The organism is Rothia sp. L_38, from assembly GCF_050689125.1.
In the GTDB taxonomy this organism is placed as follows: Bacteria; Actinomycetota; Actinomycetes; order Actinomycetales; family Micrococcaceae; genus Rothia.
Genome location: NZ_JBOEQD010000001.1, coordinates 287,041 through 301,962 on the forward strand (window position 1 = coordinate 287,041; position 14,922 = coordinate 301,962).

The 14,922-nt window shown below is 53.9% G+C and carries 15 protein-coding genes; 5 read left to right on the forward strand and 10 right to left on the reverse strand.

All coding sequences use genetic code 11. The annotated features are described in order from the left end of the window. The first annotated feature begins 551 nt into the window (after positions 1 to 551). On the forward strand, positions 552 to 962 hold the full coding sequence (locus ACRCJM_RS01255; RefSeq protein ID WP_431463493.1) for a hypothetical protein: 411 nt from the start codon (positions 552 to 554) through the stop codon (positions 960 to 962). On the opposite strand, the gene ACRCJM_RS01260 is transcribed toward ACRCJM_RS01255, so the two are convergent. From ACRCJM_RS01260 to ACRCJM_RS01275, 4 genes are all read right to left on the reverse strand, one after another. Further along, complete coding sequence (locus tag ACRCJM_RS01260; RefSeq protein ID WP_431463494.1) at positions 913 to 1,377, reverse strand: hypothetical protein; 465 nt, start codon at positions 1,375 to 1,377, stop codon at positions 913 to 915. The genes ACRCJM_RS01255 and ACRCJM_RS01260 overlap by 50 nt on opposite strands. Before the next feature lie 89 nt (positions 1,378 to 1,466). Then, positions 1,467 to 1,892 carry a hypothetical protein gene (locus ACRCJM_RS01265; RefSeq protein WP_237242722.1) on the reverse strand — a complete coding sequence of 142 codons (426 nt, stop codon included), beginning with the start codon at positions 1,890 to 1,892 and terminating at the stop codon, positions 1,467 to 1,469. A 410-nt stretch (positions 1,893 to 2,302) separates the two neighbouring features. After that, positions 2,303 to 2,683: a hypothetical protein gene (locus ACRCJM_RS01270; protein WP_237223120.1), complete on the reverse strand. Its 381-nt coding sequence runs from the start codon at positions 2,681 to 2,683 to the stop codon at positions 2,303 to 2,305. A gap of 3 nt (positions 2,684 to 2,686) precedes the next feature. Beyond that, positions 2,687 to 2,905: a hypothetical protein gene (locus ACRCJM_RS01275; RefSeq protein ID WP_237223121.1), complete on the reverse strand. Its 219-nt coding sequence runs from the start codon at positions 2,903 to 2,905 to the stop codon at positions 2,687 to 2,689. Positions 2,906 to 3,095: 190 nt separating this feature from the next. Between ACRCJM_RS01275 and ACRCJM_RS01280 the strand changes: the two genes are divergently transcribed. Continuing rightward, positions 3,096 to 3,527, forward strand: a complete 432-nt coding sequence (locus ACRCJM_RS01280) for a hypothetical protein (protein WP_431463495.1) — start codon at positions 3,096 to 3,098, stop codon at positions 3,525 to 3,527. A 186-nt stretch (positions 3,528 to 3,713) separates the two neighbouring features. Here the strand turns inward: ACRCJM_RS01280 and ACRCJM_RS01285 are convergent, their stop codons facing one another. The 6 genes from ACRCJM_RS01285 to ACRCJM_RS01310 all read right to left on the reverse strand — a co-directional run bounded on the left by ACRCJM_RS01285 (position 3,714) and on the right by ACRCJM_RS01310 (position 11,978). Beyond that, positions 3,714 to 9,386, reverse strand: a complete 5,673-nt coding sequence (locus tag ACRCJM_RS01285) for a helicase-related protein (protein WP_431463496.1) — start codon at positions 9,384 to 9,386, stop codon at positions 3,714 to 3,716. A gap of 11 nt (positions 9,387 to 9,397) precedes the next feature. Then, entirely contained in the window at positions 9,398 to 9,907 is a 510-nt protein-coding gene (locus ACRCJM_RS01290) for a TnpV protein (protein ID WP_431463497.1), read from the reverse strand. A gap of 184 nt (positions 9,908 to 10,091) precedes the next feature. Continuing rightward, on the reverse strand, positions 10,092 to 10,457 hold the full coding sequence (locus ACRCJM_RS01295; protein WP_431463498.1) for a hypothetical protein: 366 nt from the start codon (positions 10,455 to 10,457) through the stop codon (positions 10,092 to 10,094). Between the two features lie 31 nt (positions 10,458 to 10,488). Next, complete coding sequence (locus tag ACRCJM_RS01300) at positions 10,489 to 10,971, reverse strand: single-stranded DNA-binding protein (RefSeq protein ID WP_431463499.1); 483 nt, start codon at positions 10,969 to 10,971, stop codon at positions 10,489 to 10,491. Positions 10,972 to 11,016: 45 nt separating this feature from the next. Beyond that, on the reverse strand, positions 11,017 to 11,328 hold the full coding sequence (locus ACRCJM_RS01305; RefSeq protein ID WP_135011671.1) for a hypothetical protein: 312 nt from the start codon (positions 11,326 to 11,328) through the stop codon (positions 11,017 to 11,019). Then, the gene (locus tag ACRCJM_RS01310; RefSeq protein ID WP_431463500.1) at positions 11,328 to 11,978 is read right to left on the reverse strand and encodes an AAA family ATPase; all 651 of its coding nucleotides are present in this window, start codon (positions 11,976 to 11,978) and stop codon (positions 11,328 to 11,330) included. The genes ACRCJM_RS01305 and ACRCJM_RS01310 overlap by 1 nt, the downstream gene beginning before the upstream one ends. Positions 11,979 to 12,136: 158 nt before the next feature. Here ACRCJM_RS01310 and ACRCJM_RS01315 point away from each other — a divergent pair, with 158 nt between their 5' ends. The 3 genes from ACRCJM_RS01315 to ACRCJM_RS01325 form a co-directional block, all read left to right on the forward strand. Further along, the gene (locus tag ACRCJM_RS01315; protein ID WP_431463501.1) at positions 12,137 to 12,802 is read left to right on the forward strand and encodes a hypothetical protein; all 666 of its coding nucleotides are present in this window, start codon (positions 12,137 to 12,139) and stop codon (positions 12,800 to 12,802) included. A gap of 266 nt (positions 12,803 to 13,068) precedes the next feature. Further along, complete coding sequence (locus ACRCJM_RS01320; RefSeq protein ID WP_431463502.1) at positions 13,069 to 13,398, forward strand: hypothetical protein; 330 nt, start codon at positions 13,069 to 13,071, stop codon at positions 13,396 to 13,398. A 177-nt stretch (positions 13,399 to 13,575) separates the two neighbouring features. Beyond that, positions 13,576 to 14,922: hypothetical protein (locus ACRCJM_RS01325; RefSeq protein ID WP_431463503.1), on the forward strand; the 1,347-nt coding region annotated here is incomplete at its 3' end.

A 14,922-nucleotide genomic window follows, 5' to 3' on the forward strand; every position in this document is an offset into this window, starting at 1 on the left:
TAGGAAAGCAAACGTGACAAAGGTTGCTGTGAAGCTGTACAACAGTGAGGAACGAACAGTACAGCACAGCGAACAGCAACAACGAGCAGCGAGAAAATTGCTCATGAGTCCGGCACACTTGCCGCGATTTTGCACACGAGACCAGGGGAGTGTAACTGCTGTGCACAGCTTAGAAAGGAGCCTGCGGGATGAATAGGCTGTGTGTCAGGAGTTCACTCTACTGAGCGTGGTGTGTGAAACTTGTGGATGAACCTGTGTGCATCTGGGGGAGCCCTGCGGAGGAAGATGTGCCCAGGTTATCCATCAAGTTTTGCACGCCCTTGAGCGTGTCGATTGTGTAAAATCGAACCCGGCGCTTGCGCCCCTGCGACGGCCCCGCCGTCCAGGTGCCCACAGAACAAAGCAAAAATGAAGAGCTAACTTGCTCAAAGAATACCTCCACAAATCTGCGGTAAAAGCCGTGACCGCTAGGTTTGGTGGTGAGGATAAAACCCGGCAGATGTTAAACTGAGAACACCAAAACATCAGCCCACAGAACCAAGGAGTTCACCATGACTCGCAAAAGCAGCAAAGTATCAGAAGCCCGCAAAAAGGCAGAACTAGCAGCCCAAAAAATTCAAGAGAAGCAGGCCAAACTTCTAAGCCTTGCAGAAGAATACTTCTCCGTAACCACTGCAACCGGCATCGATGACCTCGAAGCAAAAATTGCAGAACACCAAGCACAGATTGAAGCTCTCCAGCAGAAAATTCAGGACGCCCACACTGAAACCCAGAACAAGCAGTCCCTAGCTGTCCAGAAAATGAAAGCTGAAGGTATCAGCAACACTGAGATTGCAGAACGGCTGGCCCTCACATCAAGCGAAGTCTCCAGCCTGCTCAAACTTGCCAAGGAACTTACCGAAGTAGCAATCACTAAAACAGAGTCTGTTGCTCAGGATGCAGACCAAGAACAAACTGACTAACTAATCGCTGGTCATACCCATTAGCTTTGATAGCATCACGAAGTTCACGCGCCTTTTGCGCGTGAACTTTTCTATTTCCATGTACAACCTGCCGCCTGCGCTCGGCCCTATCTTGCATATTCAGCTCATGGTCGCCCACCACCAAATGACTATCCGAACCATCGGTCGATCGAACACACAGAGGATTGTCACAACGATGCAGCACATGAACCAAGTTCATCTGAGCATCACTCAAACCTAGAGTAACTTGTAAAGCAAAACGATGTGCTCGATAAATTTTCTGCCGACCTGTTGCGCTATCCTTGACCCAAAATCTTCCGTACCCGTCATCACCGAGAGCACCCACCCACACCCAGCAACCTGCAACATCTTCACTCTTAATCACTCGTTTATTGAATCGTTCTGTGGTGTCCATGCCCTCATCTTAACAAGCGATTTCGTGATAGTGGCATACCAAAAAGGATAGGGCTTACTAGCAGATTGCTAGTAAGCCCTGTTCCTGAGCTAGTCCCACTCTGTATAGAAAAATACTTCCCCGCCGTGGTTCTCTTCGCTATCCTCGTAGGCTTCTTCTATGCTCTGCCCCCACAGCCGCTGACAGAGCGCTTCAGCTCTGGCTTCATCTGATATGTAGGCCTCGCCCATCTCGTACATCCACCCGGCGTTCATACACTGACCGGTTTCCGAATCTATCCGCCATTCTGCTCCGTTGAAGTTTGCCTCGTAGGGTTCAAGCCCGCAGTATCCCAACTCGTCCCCATGTACCTCGCAGCGGTTAGAGGGCTGAAGGTAGATGCGCTGGAGACTATAGCCCTGCGTGACAAAATTTTTCAGGCTCTTATCCCACTCCAGGTACTCCAGGTCGTGAGGTGCTTCTGCTTCCTCGACTACTGCATTACCCCAGTCATAAACATATCCCTGCTGGCTCATTACTTGTCTTCCTTTCACTTGCTCCGGCAGGTCGGCGCTACCTCTGCTGGTAGCCGTCCCGTTCCCTGCTGGCAGAAGAAGGCGTCAAGGGGCTAAAGACCCAAAGCTGTGCAACCCCGCAGGGGCAAGGCGGCATCGAAATTTCTGAGGAAATAAGCGACGCAGGAGCACCGAAGAAATTTTGAATACGCCTTGGCCTTTAGGCTTGCACAGCGAAGGTCTAGCCCCTAGCCTCGAATGCCAGCAGGTCGCACAGAGGGTAAGTGGTAACTGAGGTTAGGTAGGATCCTATAAGGAGCTTGCGACGCATAGGATCCCACCTAACCGATGAACTTTAAACCAAAAAGGCGTTGATCTTAGGTGTGATGCTCTGCATCGCATCTAAGATCAACGCCGGTATCTCCTGAGAATTATGCTGCTACAAGCTGCGCTACTCGTTGATAAGAAACGTCTAAGGCTTGACCGATTTCTTTCAGAGTCATTCCCTGTTCTTTGAGCAGTTTAGCTGCAAGTCGTGACTTTTCAGCAGCTAGTGCGTTGGACTCCTTTGCTTGTTCGAAGAGCTTATTGGCTTCTTCTCGGATAGCTGCTACATCTTCCGGTAGCTGGATACGCAAATCAATATTCACGTTCTCCACCGCTACATCAGTGAAGATATTGGCTAGGTCTGCAACTGCATCTTTAGCTTCTGAAAGCTTACGAACCTGTGTGCCTTGGGGGAGGCCTTCAACTTCCAGATGCCAGAACGCTCCGCTTTTTGTTGCTTGTACGGGGTAAGTTGTAGTGCTCATGATTTATTTCCACCAGTCCTTTCCTAGCTGATGAGCTGCCTGTTTATAGATTGAAAGGGTTGTCAGTTCGTTAATTTCGTTGTGGCGCGGGATGGCGATAGTTTCACCATTGAGGTCATAGACATCATGCCTACCACCTTTACGTTGCTTTTGTTTGAACTCTAGACCAGCTTCCCTTGCAGCTCTGTTGATGTTTTTGATGAGGTCGCGTTTCTTGGTCACGTTATAATTCTATCCCACACTTGAATAATAGTTCAAGTGTAGGGTAGAACTTTTTAATTTTAGGTGTCGGTAGAGTGCGGTAGTTTATGAAGTTCAGAGGTGTGATTAGTTTGGTGATGTGCCCCACATTCAATGAGTATGTAGCAATAATCACATTTACATTTTATTCTAAACGAGTTACTCTTTATGTATGAATAAACCTGAAGAAATAAATTACGCCCAAAAAGTTTCTGCCAACAGTGCTGCTTTTGCTTCAATAGTTTTTGCTCTTGTTCTTCTCTGGAACATTGCTTGTGGGGCTTTCCCGCATGGCTCTGGATTCTTTGCTGGTCTCATGCTTATCTTCCCCGCAGCCATTCTCTGGTTTAGCTTTGCGCTACTGCGTAGAAAGGGTAATCCTGACGCTCTCACAAAGAGCTTGCAAGCAAGCGTTTCTAGCGTTTTCTCCTTGCTGGTAGCGTACTTTGCATTTGCTGCCCTCTATGCTGGGTCGAACCTCGAAACAGATAAAGAAATACTAGAAGCGTTTATGGTTCCTATGATTGCATTGGCAATTATCTACGCATTTCCCTACTATGCCACAAAACATGCTGCTAACCTGGTGGAAGTAGAAAATAAGTAATCACTCGATATAAAGAATGCGGGGGAGGTGCCTTAGAGCTAAGGCACCTCCCCCTTTATTTATGTCTGCAATCGCGGCTACCACACCGCAACCAGACACACCGGGCACACATCACACGCTACAAAACATCAGCGCCAAAGAACGCAAAATAACGAGCAACCTGCGCCACAGCCAGCATACCAGCCACTACCGCACCATACCCTGCCCCCTCTGCACATCAGCACCACGAGACCCAGCCAGCTCACGCGCCGCCCCAGCCCCTCGAACCTTCTGCGCCCGCAAAACAGGGTCAACCTGCACCCGCTCCTGCTTCACAGCCTCAGCCTTACCCTGAACCTGCTTCAACGCACCATCAGCCTTCTCGATCCTAAGCCGCGCATCAGCCGAATCCTGCACAAAACCAGCCTTCCTAGCCCTCACATCGGCCAGTTGCTTATTCCACAAAGACAGCTCTTCATCCGTCTCCTTAGCCCACTTCATCCCCTCATAGGCCTGGGTAGCTCCGTGGTACTTACCCTGAACCTCAGCCTTCACCTGCTCCAGGGCCTCACGCTTGGCAGAACGAGAGAAAAAGCTAGCCTCTTCAAGCTCCTGCTCGGCAGACCGTAGCCGCTTGAAATCACTCTGCGCCTGAGCCTCAATAACCCGTTCACGCTCCTGCATCTTCCCCAGAATCTCAGCCTCGGTATTGCCCACCTTAAAGAGCTCCCGCTCGGCCTTACCCAGCTCATCCCAAGCCTCAGTTAATTCAGCCTTGACAGCATTAGTCTCATCTACCAACTGGCGGTGCTCTTGCTCAAGCTGCCGGGCACGCTCCTGATCCTGAGCCTCAATGCTCTGGCCCTCAGCGGCCCTCTCATCATCCACCAGCACACCGTTCACCTTATCCTGCTCATCGCCCGCAGCTTCGGCTACCTGTAGCTCTTCCATTGGTTCCTTGCCTTTCTCTTCCAGATTCTCCACCGAATCTTCAATCAAACTAATCTCTTCTTGCTGGCTCTCCAGTAGCATCTGCTCCCGAACTTCGTCCTTAGCGGTCTTGAACTTCTCCACCAGCTTCCTCAGACGTAGCTCCTCAGCTTCGGCTACACGCACCTGCTCCACCTGGGTAAACCCAGCCTCCGCCTTAGCCTTATAGCCAGGCATCAACTCCCGAGCCTTCTCCAGCTCCTTCTCCATGCCCTCAGCTTTCGCGGCTACAGATGCAACCGCGTTCTCCAGGCGCATCACCAGGCCCCTATTGGTCTGCCGCATCTCTGCATACCCGGCCTCAACCTTGACCCACGGCATACCCTCAACATGAAGCGTCACAGGGGTCTGACTGATATGACCAGGAGTAGCCGCCTGTAGAACGCCCACAAAGTTCAGGCCACCGACTGAGATAACAGGCCCTAGCTGCTGGGCCCGCACCCATGAGGGCGAACCGATACCATCAGCCCACTGCTTCAAGGCCTCAGCAACATCAGCACGTGAATCGAACCGCTGGCCATTCATCACAGCTGCGAACTTATCCCCAGAGGTCTCAACCACCTGGCCCGCTGCCTGCCGCATAGCCGGAATCTGTTCCTCTAGTACCTTCGTGCGGGCAGAGAGAGCATCGTACTGGTACTGGGCAAGACGACGTCCGTTCTCAAAACCAGTCATCACGTTCCGTAGCTTCTGAACCTTAGCCACGGCCTCAGAATGCTTCATGATAAAGGGGTTGCCCGTAGCAATCGCCTGGGTCTGGGCCATCGACACCTCAGCCTTGCCCAGATCCTCCATCGTGCGAATAGACATATCCCCGCGCATGACCTGAGAGATAAACCGCTGCTTACGCAAGAGCGTTGACCACATCACCGCATCAAAGGTCTCAGCGGTCACAACCTGGGTAATCCGCACCTGCTGGTTCTGATTACCAGGACGCAAAATACGGCCGTCACGCTGCTCCAAGTCAGCAGGACGCCACGGGGCATCCATATGCACCAGATGCACCAGGCGGTTCTGAATGTTAGTACCGGTGCCCATACGAGAGGTAGAGCCAATCAGCACAGCCACTTCACCATCACGGCACTGCTGGAAGAGCTTGGCCTTTTTCACCTCAGAATCAGCATCTTGGATGAACCGAATCTTGTCCTCGGGAATACCGGCAATAACGCACTGCTTCCTCAGCTCGTTATACATATCGAAACCACGGTCTTTACCAGGAACACCGTAGTCACAGAAGACCACCTGCAAAGCACCGGGGTTAGGGTGAGCCTCATCCGTGCCAGGAATCAGGTAGCTACGGTTCTTATTCTTCTCATAGACTTCAGCTAGCACCTTAGCGGTTGCCTCTGCCTTGGTCGGCACTTCCCCCGATGGGATAGCAGAGGGGTCAATCAAGCGGTAATCAGCTGCTGCCTTACGCCCATCAGAGGTAATGACCAGCGCGTTATCCTCCCCCTTGTCAGCGCGCCCAGATAGCTTCTCGTACCGCTCGGCCAAATAGGTGATGTAGGCGGCCTGCTCCGGTGAACGCTTCAAGGAAAGAACATGCGGTGCTGCCTCACCCTTTTCGTTAGGCTCAAGCTCAGGACGCTTCAGGTAGGACAAATCATCCGCTAGCTTCACATCGGCATAGGTGTGCATGGTGCGGATGAGCTCAGGGATATTGACGAACTTCGAGAACCTGGTATTCATCTTGTACGAATCACCACCAGCTACGGTGAGCTCTAGCTCAGTGACCGTCTTACCATAGGTCGCGGCCCACGAATCAAAGTCCTCCACGCCCTGCTCACGTAGAAGCTCAGGAGCAAGGTAGCGGTTCATCACATAGAGCTCTGCCATACTGTTAGCCACCGGCGTTCCGGTCGCTGCGGTAATAACCCGGTTGCCGTTCGTATCACGCAGATACTCCACCACTGAATGCAGGTTCGTTGCCTTCTTCGAGCCCCCAATAGAGGCACCACGGATAGCAGAGGGAGTTTTCAGGTTCTTGAACTCGTGCATCTCATCAACACACAGGTAATCAATGCCGGTCTCTTCAAAAGAGATACCCGCAGGGGAGGGGTTGGCCAGCAGTTTCTTAATGTCCTGTTCCAGGGCCTCAATGCGTTCCTGTAGCTCCTTGGTTGTTTTGGTGGGCTTACCTGCTTGGGCCGCGCGCTCGTTGTTCTTGTAGAGAGATTCGGTGAGCAAATCGACTTCTTTTTGCAGGTAGGCCGCTTTGCCCTCATTGGACAGCTCCAGCTTGTTAAAGGCAACGTGGGTCATAATGACGGCATCCCAGTCATTGGTGGCCACGCGGGCGATGAACTGCTTATGCTTCTCCCCGTTACCAATATCTGATGATGAGGCAGTCAGTAGGCGCGCCTGGGGGTACAGTTCTAGCCACTCGCGAGAGAACTGCTCCAGCATATGGTTAGGCACAAGAATTGCCGGCTTTTTCACCAGGCCTAAGCGCTTTAGCTCCATCGTACCGATGACCATTTCAGCGGTCTTACCGGCACCGACTTCGTGGAAGAGACCAACGCTCGGTTCATTAATCATGCGCGCAATCGCAGTGCGCTGGTGAGCATGCGGGGTAAAGGTCTTGACCAGACCCGGTAAGGTCAGGGCCTTGCCAGCCTCGGTATAGTTCCGTAGCGCGTAGTTATTGTGCCTGTCGTTGTAGGCTCTCGCCAGCATCTGGTGACGCTCTGGGTCTTCCCAGACCCATTGTGCGAACCTGTCAGCGATACGTTCGGCCTGGTCATTCGCGTGGGCGGTGGCCTGCGGGTTCAGCTGCTTGTCGGTGATAATCTGAATCGGCTTTTTCTCGATAGCTGCCTGGAAGAGCTGGGCCGGGGTGCGCTCGGGTGTCCCGTAGTTATTGGGGTCAGTTCGTGAGCTGTTGGTGAGTTCCCACATGCCGCCATGTACTCGGCGCAGGTTAGCCCGCTTATCACCTAGCTCTTCTCGCAGGAATTGCTCGTGTACCTCATCGGGAATCCAGACAGCGCCGGGCTGGACGGTAATATCCGCTGAAGCAATATCCTCGGGGATAGCCTTTTCTAGGGCCTGAACATGTTTGGCAAAATGGGGGTTGAGCTCGGCGGCGGCCTGGGCTTCTTTCAGCTTGGCCCGCACATTTCCTGATAGGTACTCTTCGGCAGTCTGATATTGCGGTGCCTCAGCAGGGGAGTTGGGCAGGACGTAGATTCGGTCTCCTAGCTCAGAGACAACAGCCTCGGGGGACTCATTCATCAGCTCACCCATGAACTGAACATCTACCTTGCCCTTTACATCGAGCGATACGGCCAGGGCATCTAGGGCGTTATCCACGTGGGTGACAGGCTTGCGTGGCTCTAGGATGCGGCGGTTGAGCAAGTCGGCAGGGGAGGCCGTGTTGGTAGCCTGCGAGTAGTTCTCCAAACCAAGAACGAGAGCACCGGCAGGGTCTTTGAGGAAGATACTCATCACCGGACGGCGGCGCACGCTGGTCTCACCACTGGCGGTGTAGGTGATTTTGCCACCGTTCAGGGGCCCGTACTTTTCGGTGTGCTCCAGGTAGGTCTTGCGTAGCTGGGTACGCGCGGCCTCCATCGTAGCCTCAGAGACAGCATCGGTAGCTTCTGCCGATAGAAGAGCCTTCGCCTGGTCACGCAAAGACAGCAGGCCTTTAAGCTCCTGCACCTGGGTCTTGGGCACCGACAGGGGCACCTGCTCTTTATCCTGGTAGATAGTGAACGTACCGTCGCCCTGAAGACTAATATGCTGGTCAAGCAGTTGCTCACCGGGCAACAGCAGCGGCATGGCTTCTGAGACCTTAGCCGGGGTAGTAGAGTAGCCGCGTCCAGCTGCAAGAGCCACCTTAGCGTCGGCTTCGATAGCTTCAGCTAGGCGCTGGGGCAGGTTCTCGCGCTCCTGAGAGGTAGCTGTAATAGCCTCGCTCATCTGACCAAAGCGATTGGTTTTCAGCACCTTTTCACCCAGCAAGTTCTGGGGATTATCCTCAAAGTAGGCGTTACGGTGGTAGCTCTGCCCGTCCTCGGCGGTGTATTCCTTACTGGTGAGCCAGGCATCAGAAAGCGGGGCCTCACCCTCTACGCGCTTACGGAAAATCAGCAGGTCGGTCATAACTGAGGTGCCCGCATTATCAAAAGCACGCTCAGGAAGACGATAAGCTCCCACTAGGTCAGCCTGGGCATACATAGCCTCACGAGCAGCAGAACCAGCAGCATCAAGGGTTCCCGTTGAGGTAATGAGCGCAACCATACCCCCTGGCTTAGTCAGGTTCAGGGACTTGATGATGAAGTGGTTGTGCATGGAATGACCCGCTGCGTTATGCCGCGGATCATGCAAAACCGTCTGAGAAAAGGGCACATTCCCGATGGCGGCATCAAAATAGCCGTTGGGGATAAAGGACTCCGCAAAGGACTCATTGCGGATGGATGCCTCGGGGTAGAGGTAGGCTGAGATGGCCGCGCTTGTCGGGTCAATCTCGATGCCGGTGACGCGGGTATCAGCGGGGGCCTTGCTAATAAAGTTGCCGATACCGCTACCAGGTTCTAGGACTTGGCCGCTGGTGAAGCCGTATTCTTTCAGGCCCTTCCATACCGCATTGGTGTAGGTCGGGTCAGTGTAGTGGGCGTAGTTGACCCCTCGGGCGGCTTGCCGGTAGCCCTCTTCACCTAGTAGTTCTTTGAGCTCGAACCGCTCGGGCTCGGTCTCTCGGTTGGCCTCGTTGAAAATTTCGGATAGGCCGCCTGCGCCCCAGCCGGTGTACTGGGCTAGTAGCTGCTTCTCTTCATCGGTTGCAGCCCTATCGCCCCCTTGTAGGGTCTGTAGAGTCTCTAGTGCTGCGACGTTGCGGCGGTAGCGTTCAGCAGCGGTGAGAGCCCCAGCTGGGCTGCTCACCGTAGCTTGCTCTACTGATTGTTCTTCAAGGATTCGAGCATCTGCTGAAGCTCCTGCTGCCTCTCCAGATAAGGGGCTGCCTTCTCCTGGTAGGCCAGGTTCGCTGAGCGGATTTCGATGTCCTGCGGTTCCTCCGAGCTCAGGTACTGGCTGTTGATGCTGGTCTTCAAATCGCGCAGGTACTGGTCGTTCCACAGCATCTCGCTCTGAATCTCCCACTCGCTCATCGGCTGAGGCACCTCCTGCTCCCACAGCTCCTGCGGGGGAGTCAAAAGCTCCTGACGCACTGTTTCCTCTGCTCGCTTCTTGGCTGCTTCCAAACGGCCCACCTTCTGTAGGTAGCCCTCGTTCGGGGAGTCCTGGCCCGCGTACTGGAACATCAGATCCTGAACCATTAGCTCGGCCTGTTCCTGAATCTGCTGAAAGTGCTCGTCCAGGTTCATTTCCTGCTGCATCTGGGTGTAGGTGCTCGGCGCTAGGGTCTGCCAGTTCTGCCTGGCTATTGTTGCGTAGTTGCTCATCTTGAACCTCCTGGGGGTTTGAGAATAGGAACTCGAAAATATCGAGCTGGCCCTCAATTAGGCCGTGTTTTTTCGCCACGATGTACTCCATGTAGATAGCTGATAGATGCCACCTACTTTAATCGTGGAAAGATATGTTTAATAGAAAGTTATTGATTTACGAAACTAGGCTGTTAGGGGTTAGCTAGTAGGTCTGAGGAATCTCAAGGTTGCCACTGAGTAGGTTGTAGATAAACAGGATGGTGGACACTGAGAAGAAAGTCAGTCCAATGTAGCCCAGCAGGATGCGGCTGTAGCGGTTCCAGCCCAGGAATGGGATGAGGATGTATATCCAGCTCAGGGCCACTGCGGTGTGGTGGAAGGCTAAGAGGAGCCAGCGGAACGCGTTTCCGACCCCACGGAAGAAACCGGCTACAGGATTCTGCTTGCGCGGTGCAGGTGCCATCATGGGCTGCTGGTAGTAGTACTGCTGCTGAATCGGTGCAGGCATCGGGGCCTGCGGCACCTGCTGCTGGGGGTGGTTTGGAACGGTGTAGTAAATCTGGCTCATCTTAGCCTCCTGGGTGAGAATGTGGTGCTAGCTAGCTGTCCCAGCCTGCAAGGGGCGGGCGCTGCGAGTCGGGGGAAGTGGGTACGGGTGCGGCAGTCCAGGCTGCTTCTTCCGGTGCGCTTGGTGTGGGCTTGGGTTTGCGGTTGATGGTGATAGAGACGAACCGGTTCGAGACTGCTACCTCATCAGCAATTAGGCTCAAGGAGCGAATCGTTTCGCCGTCGCGCTTGCGTTCCTTGGTTACAAGCATGCCGGTGGCCATAACTCGGTCGCCCTTTTGCAGTTCTTCGCTGATGCGCTGAACGTAATCGTTCTGACGTTCGCTACCCTTGGAGCGTACTTCGACGTCCATGTAGGTGGTGACGCCAGCAACGTAGTCTTTTTCTGCCGCTGACCAGACTCGCGGGGTGTGGGCAACGGTCATGTAGACCACTGCTGCCCCTTCTTTGAAGAATCGCAGGTCGGGGTCGCGGGTGAGGTTGCCGGTGATGGTGAGGGAAATTTCGTTGTTCATGGGGTTCTCCAGATATTCAGAATCATGTGACATGACATGATGTGATTACTTGATGGGGATGTCCGCACCAAACTCAAACTCGATAGCCTCAAAGAGGTAATGGCTAATCAGCTCGTTTTGGCTCATACCCTTCTGCTTGGCCGCATATTTCAGTAGCTCGGCCTGAGACTCAGTGCCTCTGAGGGTGTAGATACCGTACTTGCGTCCTGCCGCCCGCTTTTCAAGACGGGCTTCGGGTGAATCTGCGGACTTATCCGCGCCCTGCTCGGGCTCGGATATGGTGCGCGGTGCCTCTGCTGCCTCAATAAAGGCATCCTCATTTTTTGGGGTGGGCCGCTGGCGAAAAGTAGATGCCATTATCGTCCTTCGGTCAGTGTGAGAATTTCTTGGGCGAGTAACTGAATCTCAGCCTTGGCCTTTGAATCAGTACCCTCGGTAACAGCCTTGCCCTCAGCTAGTGCCGCCTGATACGCCTTGCGGTGATGAACCACCACATCTGCCAGGGCTGCCTGCGGTGCTGCCTGGGCCAGGTACTCCTTAGACTCCTGTGCCTCAGAGCTCATCACGTGGGTGGACGCCTGCGAAATGACAATCAGGGGAATGAGGCTGGGATTCATGTCTTGGGCCTCATCCACCATCTGCATCAAGTCCACGGTTGCATCCAGGTCGGCCTGGGCTGGGCGAGTGGGGATAAGCATGAGGTCAGCAACTACCATCGCTGAACGCAATTCCTTGGAGTCCTTACCTGCGGTATCGACAAGAACCACATCGTAGCTCTCGTTGAGCTCCCGCAGGGTTGCTCCCAGGCGGCCCTCTTTGCGGAGGGTCATGATGGAGCCGTGCCCAAGTTCATCCCTGTCATCTGCCCAGCGTGAGGCGGTGTGGATAGAGGGGTCGGCCTCAACAATAGTGATGCTCTTTCCCTGCTGCTGGAGGGTGGTGGCTAGGTTGACGGTCAGGGTGGACTTGCCCACCCCTCCTTTATGGTTTCCGATAAGTAAGATCATGCCTACAGTCTAACCCCTAACTAATATGATATGCAACCATGTGATATGAAATGATATGAATAATTTTTTTGACCAGCCCCCACTCCACCTCAAAAGGCAGTGAAAGCACATACCGTAAAATCAGGGTAGACCTCCGACAACCTGCAAGGAAGCACCCAGTGAATATTGCATCACCAGCGTTCACCCGGTGGATAGAGGGCATCGCACCAGATGCTACCCTCCTGGAAATCTGCACCAAGGCAGACCTAAGCCTCTCTACCATCTCAGAACAGCGAAGCGGCAACCGCATCACACCCAAGACGGTTATCGTCATCGCCAGGGCATACGGGCAAAACCCGGCAGGGGAGCTAGGTAGCTTTGACGGATATGAATCACTCAATCAAAACCAGCTCACCCTTGTTGATGCCGCACCTCTTTACTCAGCCCTCGAATTGCTGCATCAACGCTTTGTACGAGAAGGTAAAGCACAGGCCGGGGCAGGCTTTGACCCTCCAGGGTCGCAACTCAAGCGCTGGCTGGATGTCAATCGCCGCACAGTGACCCAAAAAGAGCTGGCCCAGCACCTAGAGATGAAACCCTCCAACTTCTCCCAGCAGGTCAGCGACGGAACACTGCCGATCTATCGCATCTTGGAACTAGCTGCATACCTAAAAACCTCACCGCTACCTGCGCTGGTGGCAACAGGGAATCTCTACTTTGAAGAAGTCTTTGGCCTGAGCCGCCAGAAATATTTAGCCGGTCGGCCTAACGTGGAGCTGGTAGAAGCCCTTGAGCAGGCCAATCTCTTCCTGGCATCTGATGTGAAACTCTTCGTGTCGCCCTAAAAAACTGCCTTTGACATGGGGTTTCTATTTTTGTGTTCAAAAGTTTCGGAAAAGAATAACTATTGCTCTTTCTTATATATAATTGAAGTGCTGGCGGGGTTGACCACCTGGAAAGCGGACACCCGCCAATCTCTCGCGAGAGAACCTCTAAAGGTGCGACCAGAGTGAGAGAGTCTGTGGCAATGTCCCCCACGAACGTATTGCCACAGCTCTTCACCTGGCACTCTTTCCCTCACTCACATACACCACTTTCTGGAGAGAAGCACATGAGCATCACCCACTATCTCGACATCAACACCCTGCTAGGCGACACCTTCGGCCAATGGCTTACCGCCCAGGGGGCTACCTTTGAAAACGCACAAGACCTCACCGAGGCAACCGTCATTGCACAAGAGTGGGCCACCCCAGCCCCGTATGGCTATCAAAAGCCGGTAGCCCGCCGCACTCTCACTGCCAATAACGTCACCATCGACGGCGAACTTTACCCCAGCATCACTTTCACTCTGGGGCTGATGGACTTAATCGACGCGGCTATCACCAAACAGTCTGTAGCTCCTTCATCTGGCTACCCGCTGAACTTTCATTCTGGCCAGTAAGCCCCTGATTCGGGATAACTCGGCCCCTCAATAGACCTCCGCAGTCCCTACCTAGTTCACCTAGCAGTGAGCTGAGGGTATCTGTGATGGAAACACCGCCTCTCCACTAGGCGGGAAGAAACAAACACCACGCGAATCACTCGATTCACACATATCTGAAGAAAGGACACCTAAGACGTGTCACGAGCATCCTTTAAGGTAGTAGCCAGCAAGTCTGGCGCCCTGGTTGCAACCGGCCTGGTTGCATCCTCTATTTTTGCCTCCATGCCCGCATCAAACGCGGTCGATACTGGCTCATTTGGCTCAGTTATCAGCGCATCTGAAGCAGAATCCACCACCCGCGAAGTTCCTGTCGATAACTCGGCGCTGCTCGCTGCTGTTGCGGCCGCTAAGGACGCAGGTCTGAACATCTCAGAAACCCAGGTCAAGACCATTACCACCGGCTCAACCGCTGAGGTTCAGGCGGCACTGGATACCATCACTGCTGACTCTGAGGCCAAGATTGCTGAGATTACCGCCAAGATTGCCCAGTTCAAGGAAGATAAGGCCGCAGCTGATGCCAAGTTCGAAGCTGAACTGGCTCAGTACCAGAAAGATGATGCCGCTTATCAGGCTGCTGTAGCTGCTAAGGCTGAGGCTGAGAAGATTAACGCTGAACGCCAGGCCGCTTACGAAGCTGAACTGGCCCAGTACAAGGCAGACCTTGCCTCCTACGAGAGCGCACTGGCTCAGTTCAAGACTGACAAGGCAGCCTACGACGCCAAGGTTGCAGCTGCTAAGGCTGCTATCGAAGCTGGTGAATGTGCACCTCCGCGTGTGGCTATGACCTTTGACCTCTCCCGCTCTTTTGATGCCTCTGAGACTGCAACCATGAAAGACCAGGCCAAGCAGATGGTCGAGCGTCTTTCCAAGGTTGATGGTGCTGAGGTCTCTTTCTTCACCTTTGCTCGTGACTCTGCTGTGAACTTCCAGAACACTAACTTCTCTGAGGCAGGACTGGGCGAAATCACCATTCTCCCCGGCAACCAGCCATCTGCTGTATTCAACGTCAGCACCGATGCTGGTAAGGCCGCTGCTTTGGCCTGGATTGACGGCATCGACAAGCATTCCAAGGATGCCCCCGTAGGAACTGAGGGCGAGGCCTGGGACGGCGTTAACTACCTCACTCTGGGCACCAACTGGGAAGCTGCCCTGGCCGCTATCGAAAAGCACCAGGCAGAGACCGGCGTTAAGTACGACACCGCCCTGCTGCTGACCGACGGCGCACCAAACACCTACACCCTCAACGGTGAAGTTGGTATCCACTCACCTCTGAACGCCTCCAACGGCTCAGACGAAGCATTTAACGCTGCCAAGGTTGTTGCTGACCGCCTTGAAGCATCCGGCACCGATGTCATCCCTGTGATGATTCGTGATGAGGCCGTCAACAATCCCTCTGACCCCTTCCACTTCTCTTCCGATGAAGCCGGTATGCTGGGCTACATCAAGGGCATCTCCGGTGTAGCCTCACCCACCGAGGGCCGT

Excerpts from the sequence above, each read along its gene's own strand:
- ACRCJM_RS01255 (WP_431463493.1), top strand. The coding sequence starts at position 552 with ATGACTCGCAAAAGCAGCAAAGTATCAGAAGCCCGCAAAAAGGCAGAA.
- ACRCJM_RS01260 (WP_431463494.1), bottom strand. The coding sequence starts at position 1,377 with ATGGACACCACAGAACGATTCAATAAACGAGTGATTAAGAGTGAAGAT.
- ACRCJM_RS01265 (WP_237242722.1), bottom strand. The coding sequence starts at position 1,892 with ATGAGCCAGCAGGGATATGTTTATGACTGGGGTAATGCAGTAGTCGAG.
- ACRCJM_RS01270 (WP_237223120.1), bottom strand. The coding sequence starts at position 2,683 with ATGAGCACTACAACTTACCCCGTACAAGCAACAAAAAGCGGAGCGTTC.
- ACRCJM_RS01280 (WP_431463495.1), top strand. The coding sequence starts at position 3,096 with ATGAATAAACCTGAAGAAATAAATTACGCCCAAAAAGTTTCTGCCAAC.
- ACRCJM_RS01290 (WP_431463497.1), bottom strand. The coding sequence starts at position 9,907 with ATGAGCAACTACGCAACAATAGCCAGGCAGAACTGGCAGACCCTAGCG.
- ACRCJM_RS01295 (WP_431463498.1), bottom strand. The coding sequence starts at position 10,457 with ATGAGCCAGATTTACTACACCGTTCCAAACCACCCCCAGCAGCAGGTG.
- ACRCJM_RS01300 (WP_431463499.1), bottom strand. The coding sequence starts at position 10,971 with ATGAACAACGAAATTTCCCTCACCATCACCGGCAACCTCACCCGCGAC.
- ACRCJM_RS01305 (WP_135011671.1), bottom strand. The coding sequence starts at position 11,328 with ATGGCATCTACTTTTCGCCAGCGGCCCACCCCAAAAAATGAGGATGCC.
- ACRCJM_RS01310 (WP_431463500.1), bottom strand. The coding sequence starts at position 11,978 with ATGATCTTACTTATCGGAAACCATAAAGGAGGGGTGGGCAAGTCCACC.
- ACRCJM_RS01320 (WP_431463502.1), top strand. The coding sequence starts at position 13,069 with ATGAGCATCACCCACTATCTCGACATCAACACCCTGCTAGGCGACACC.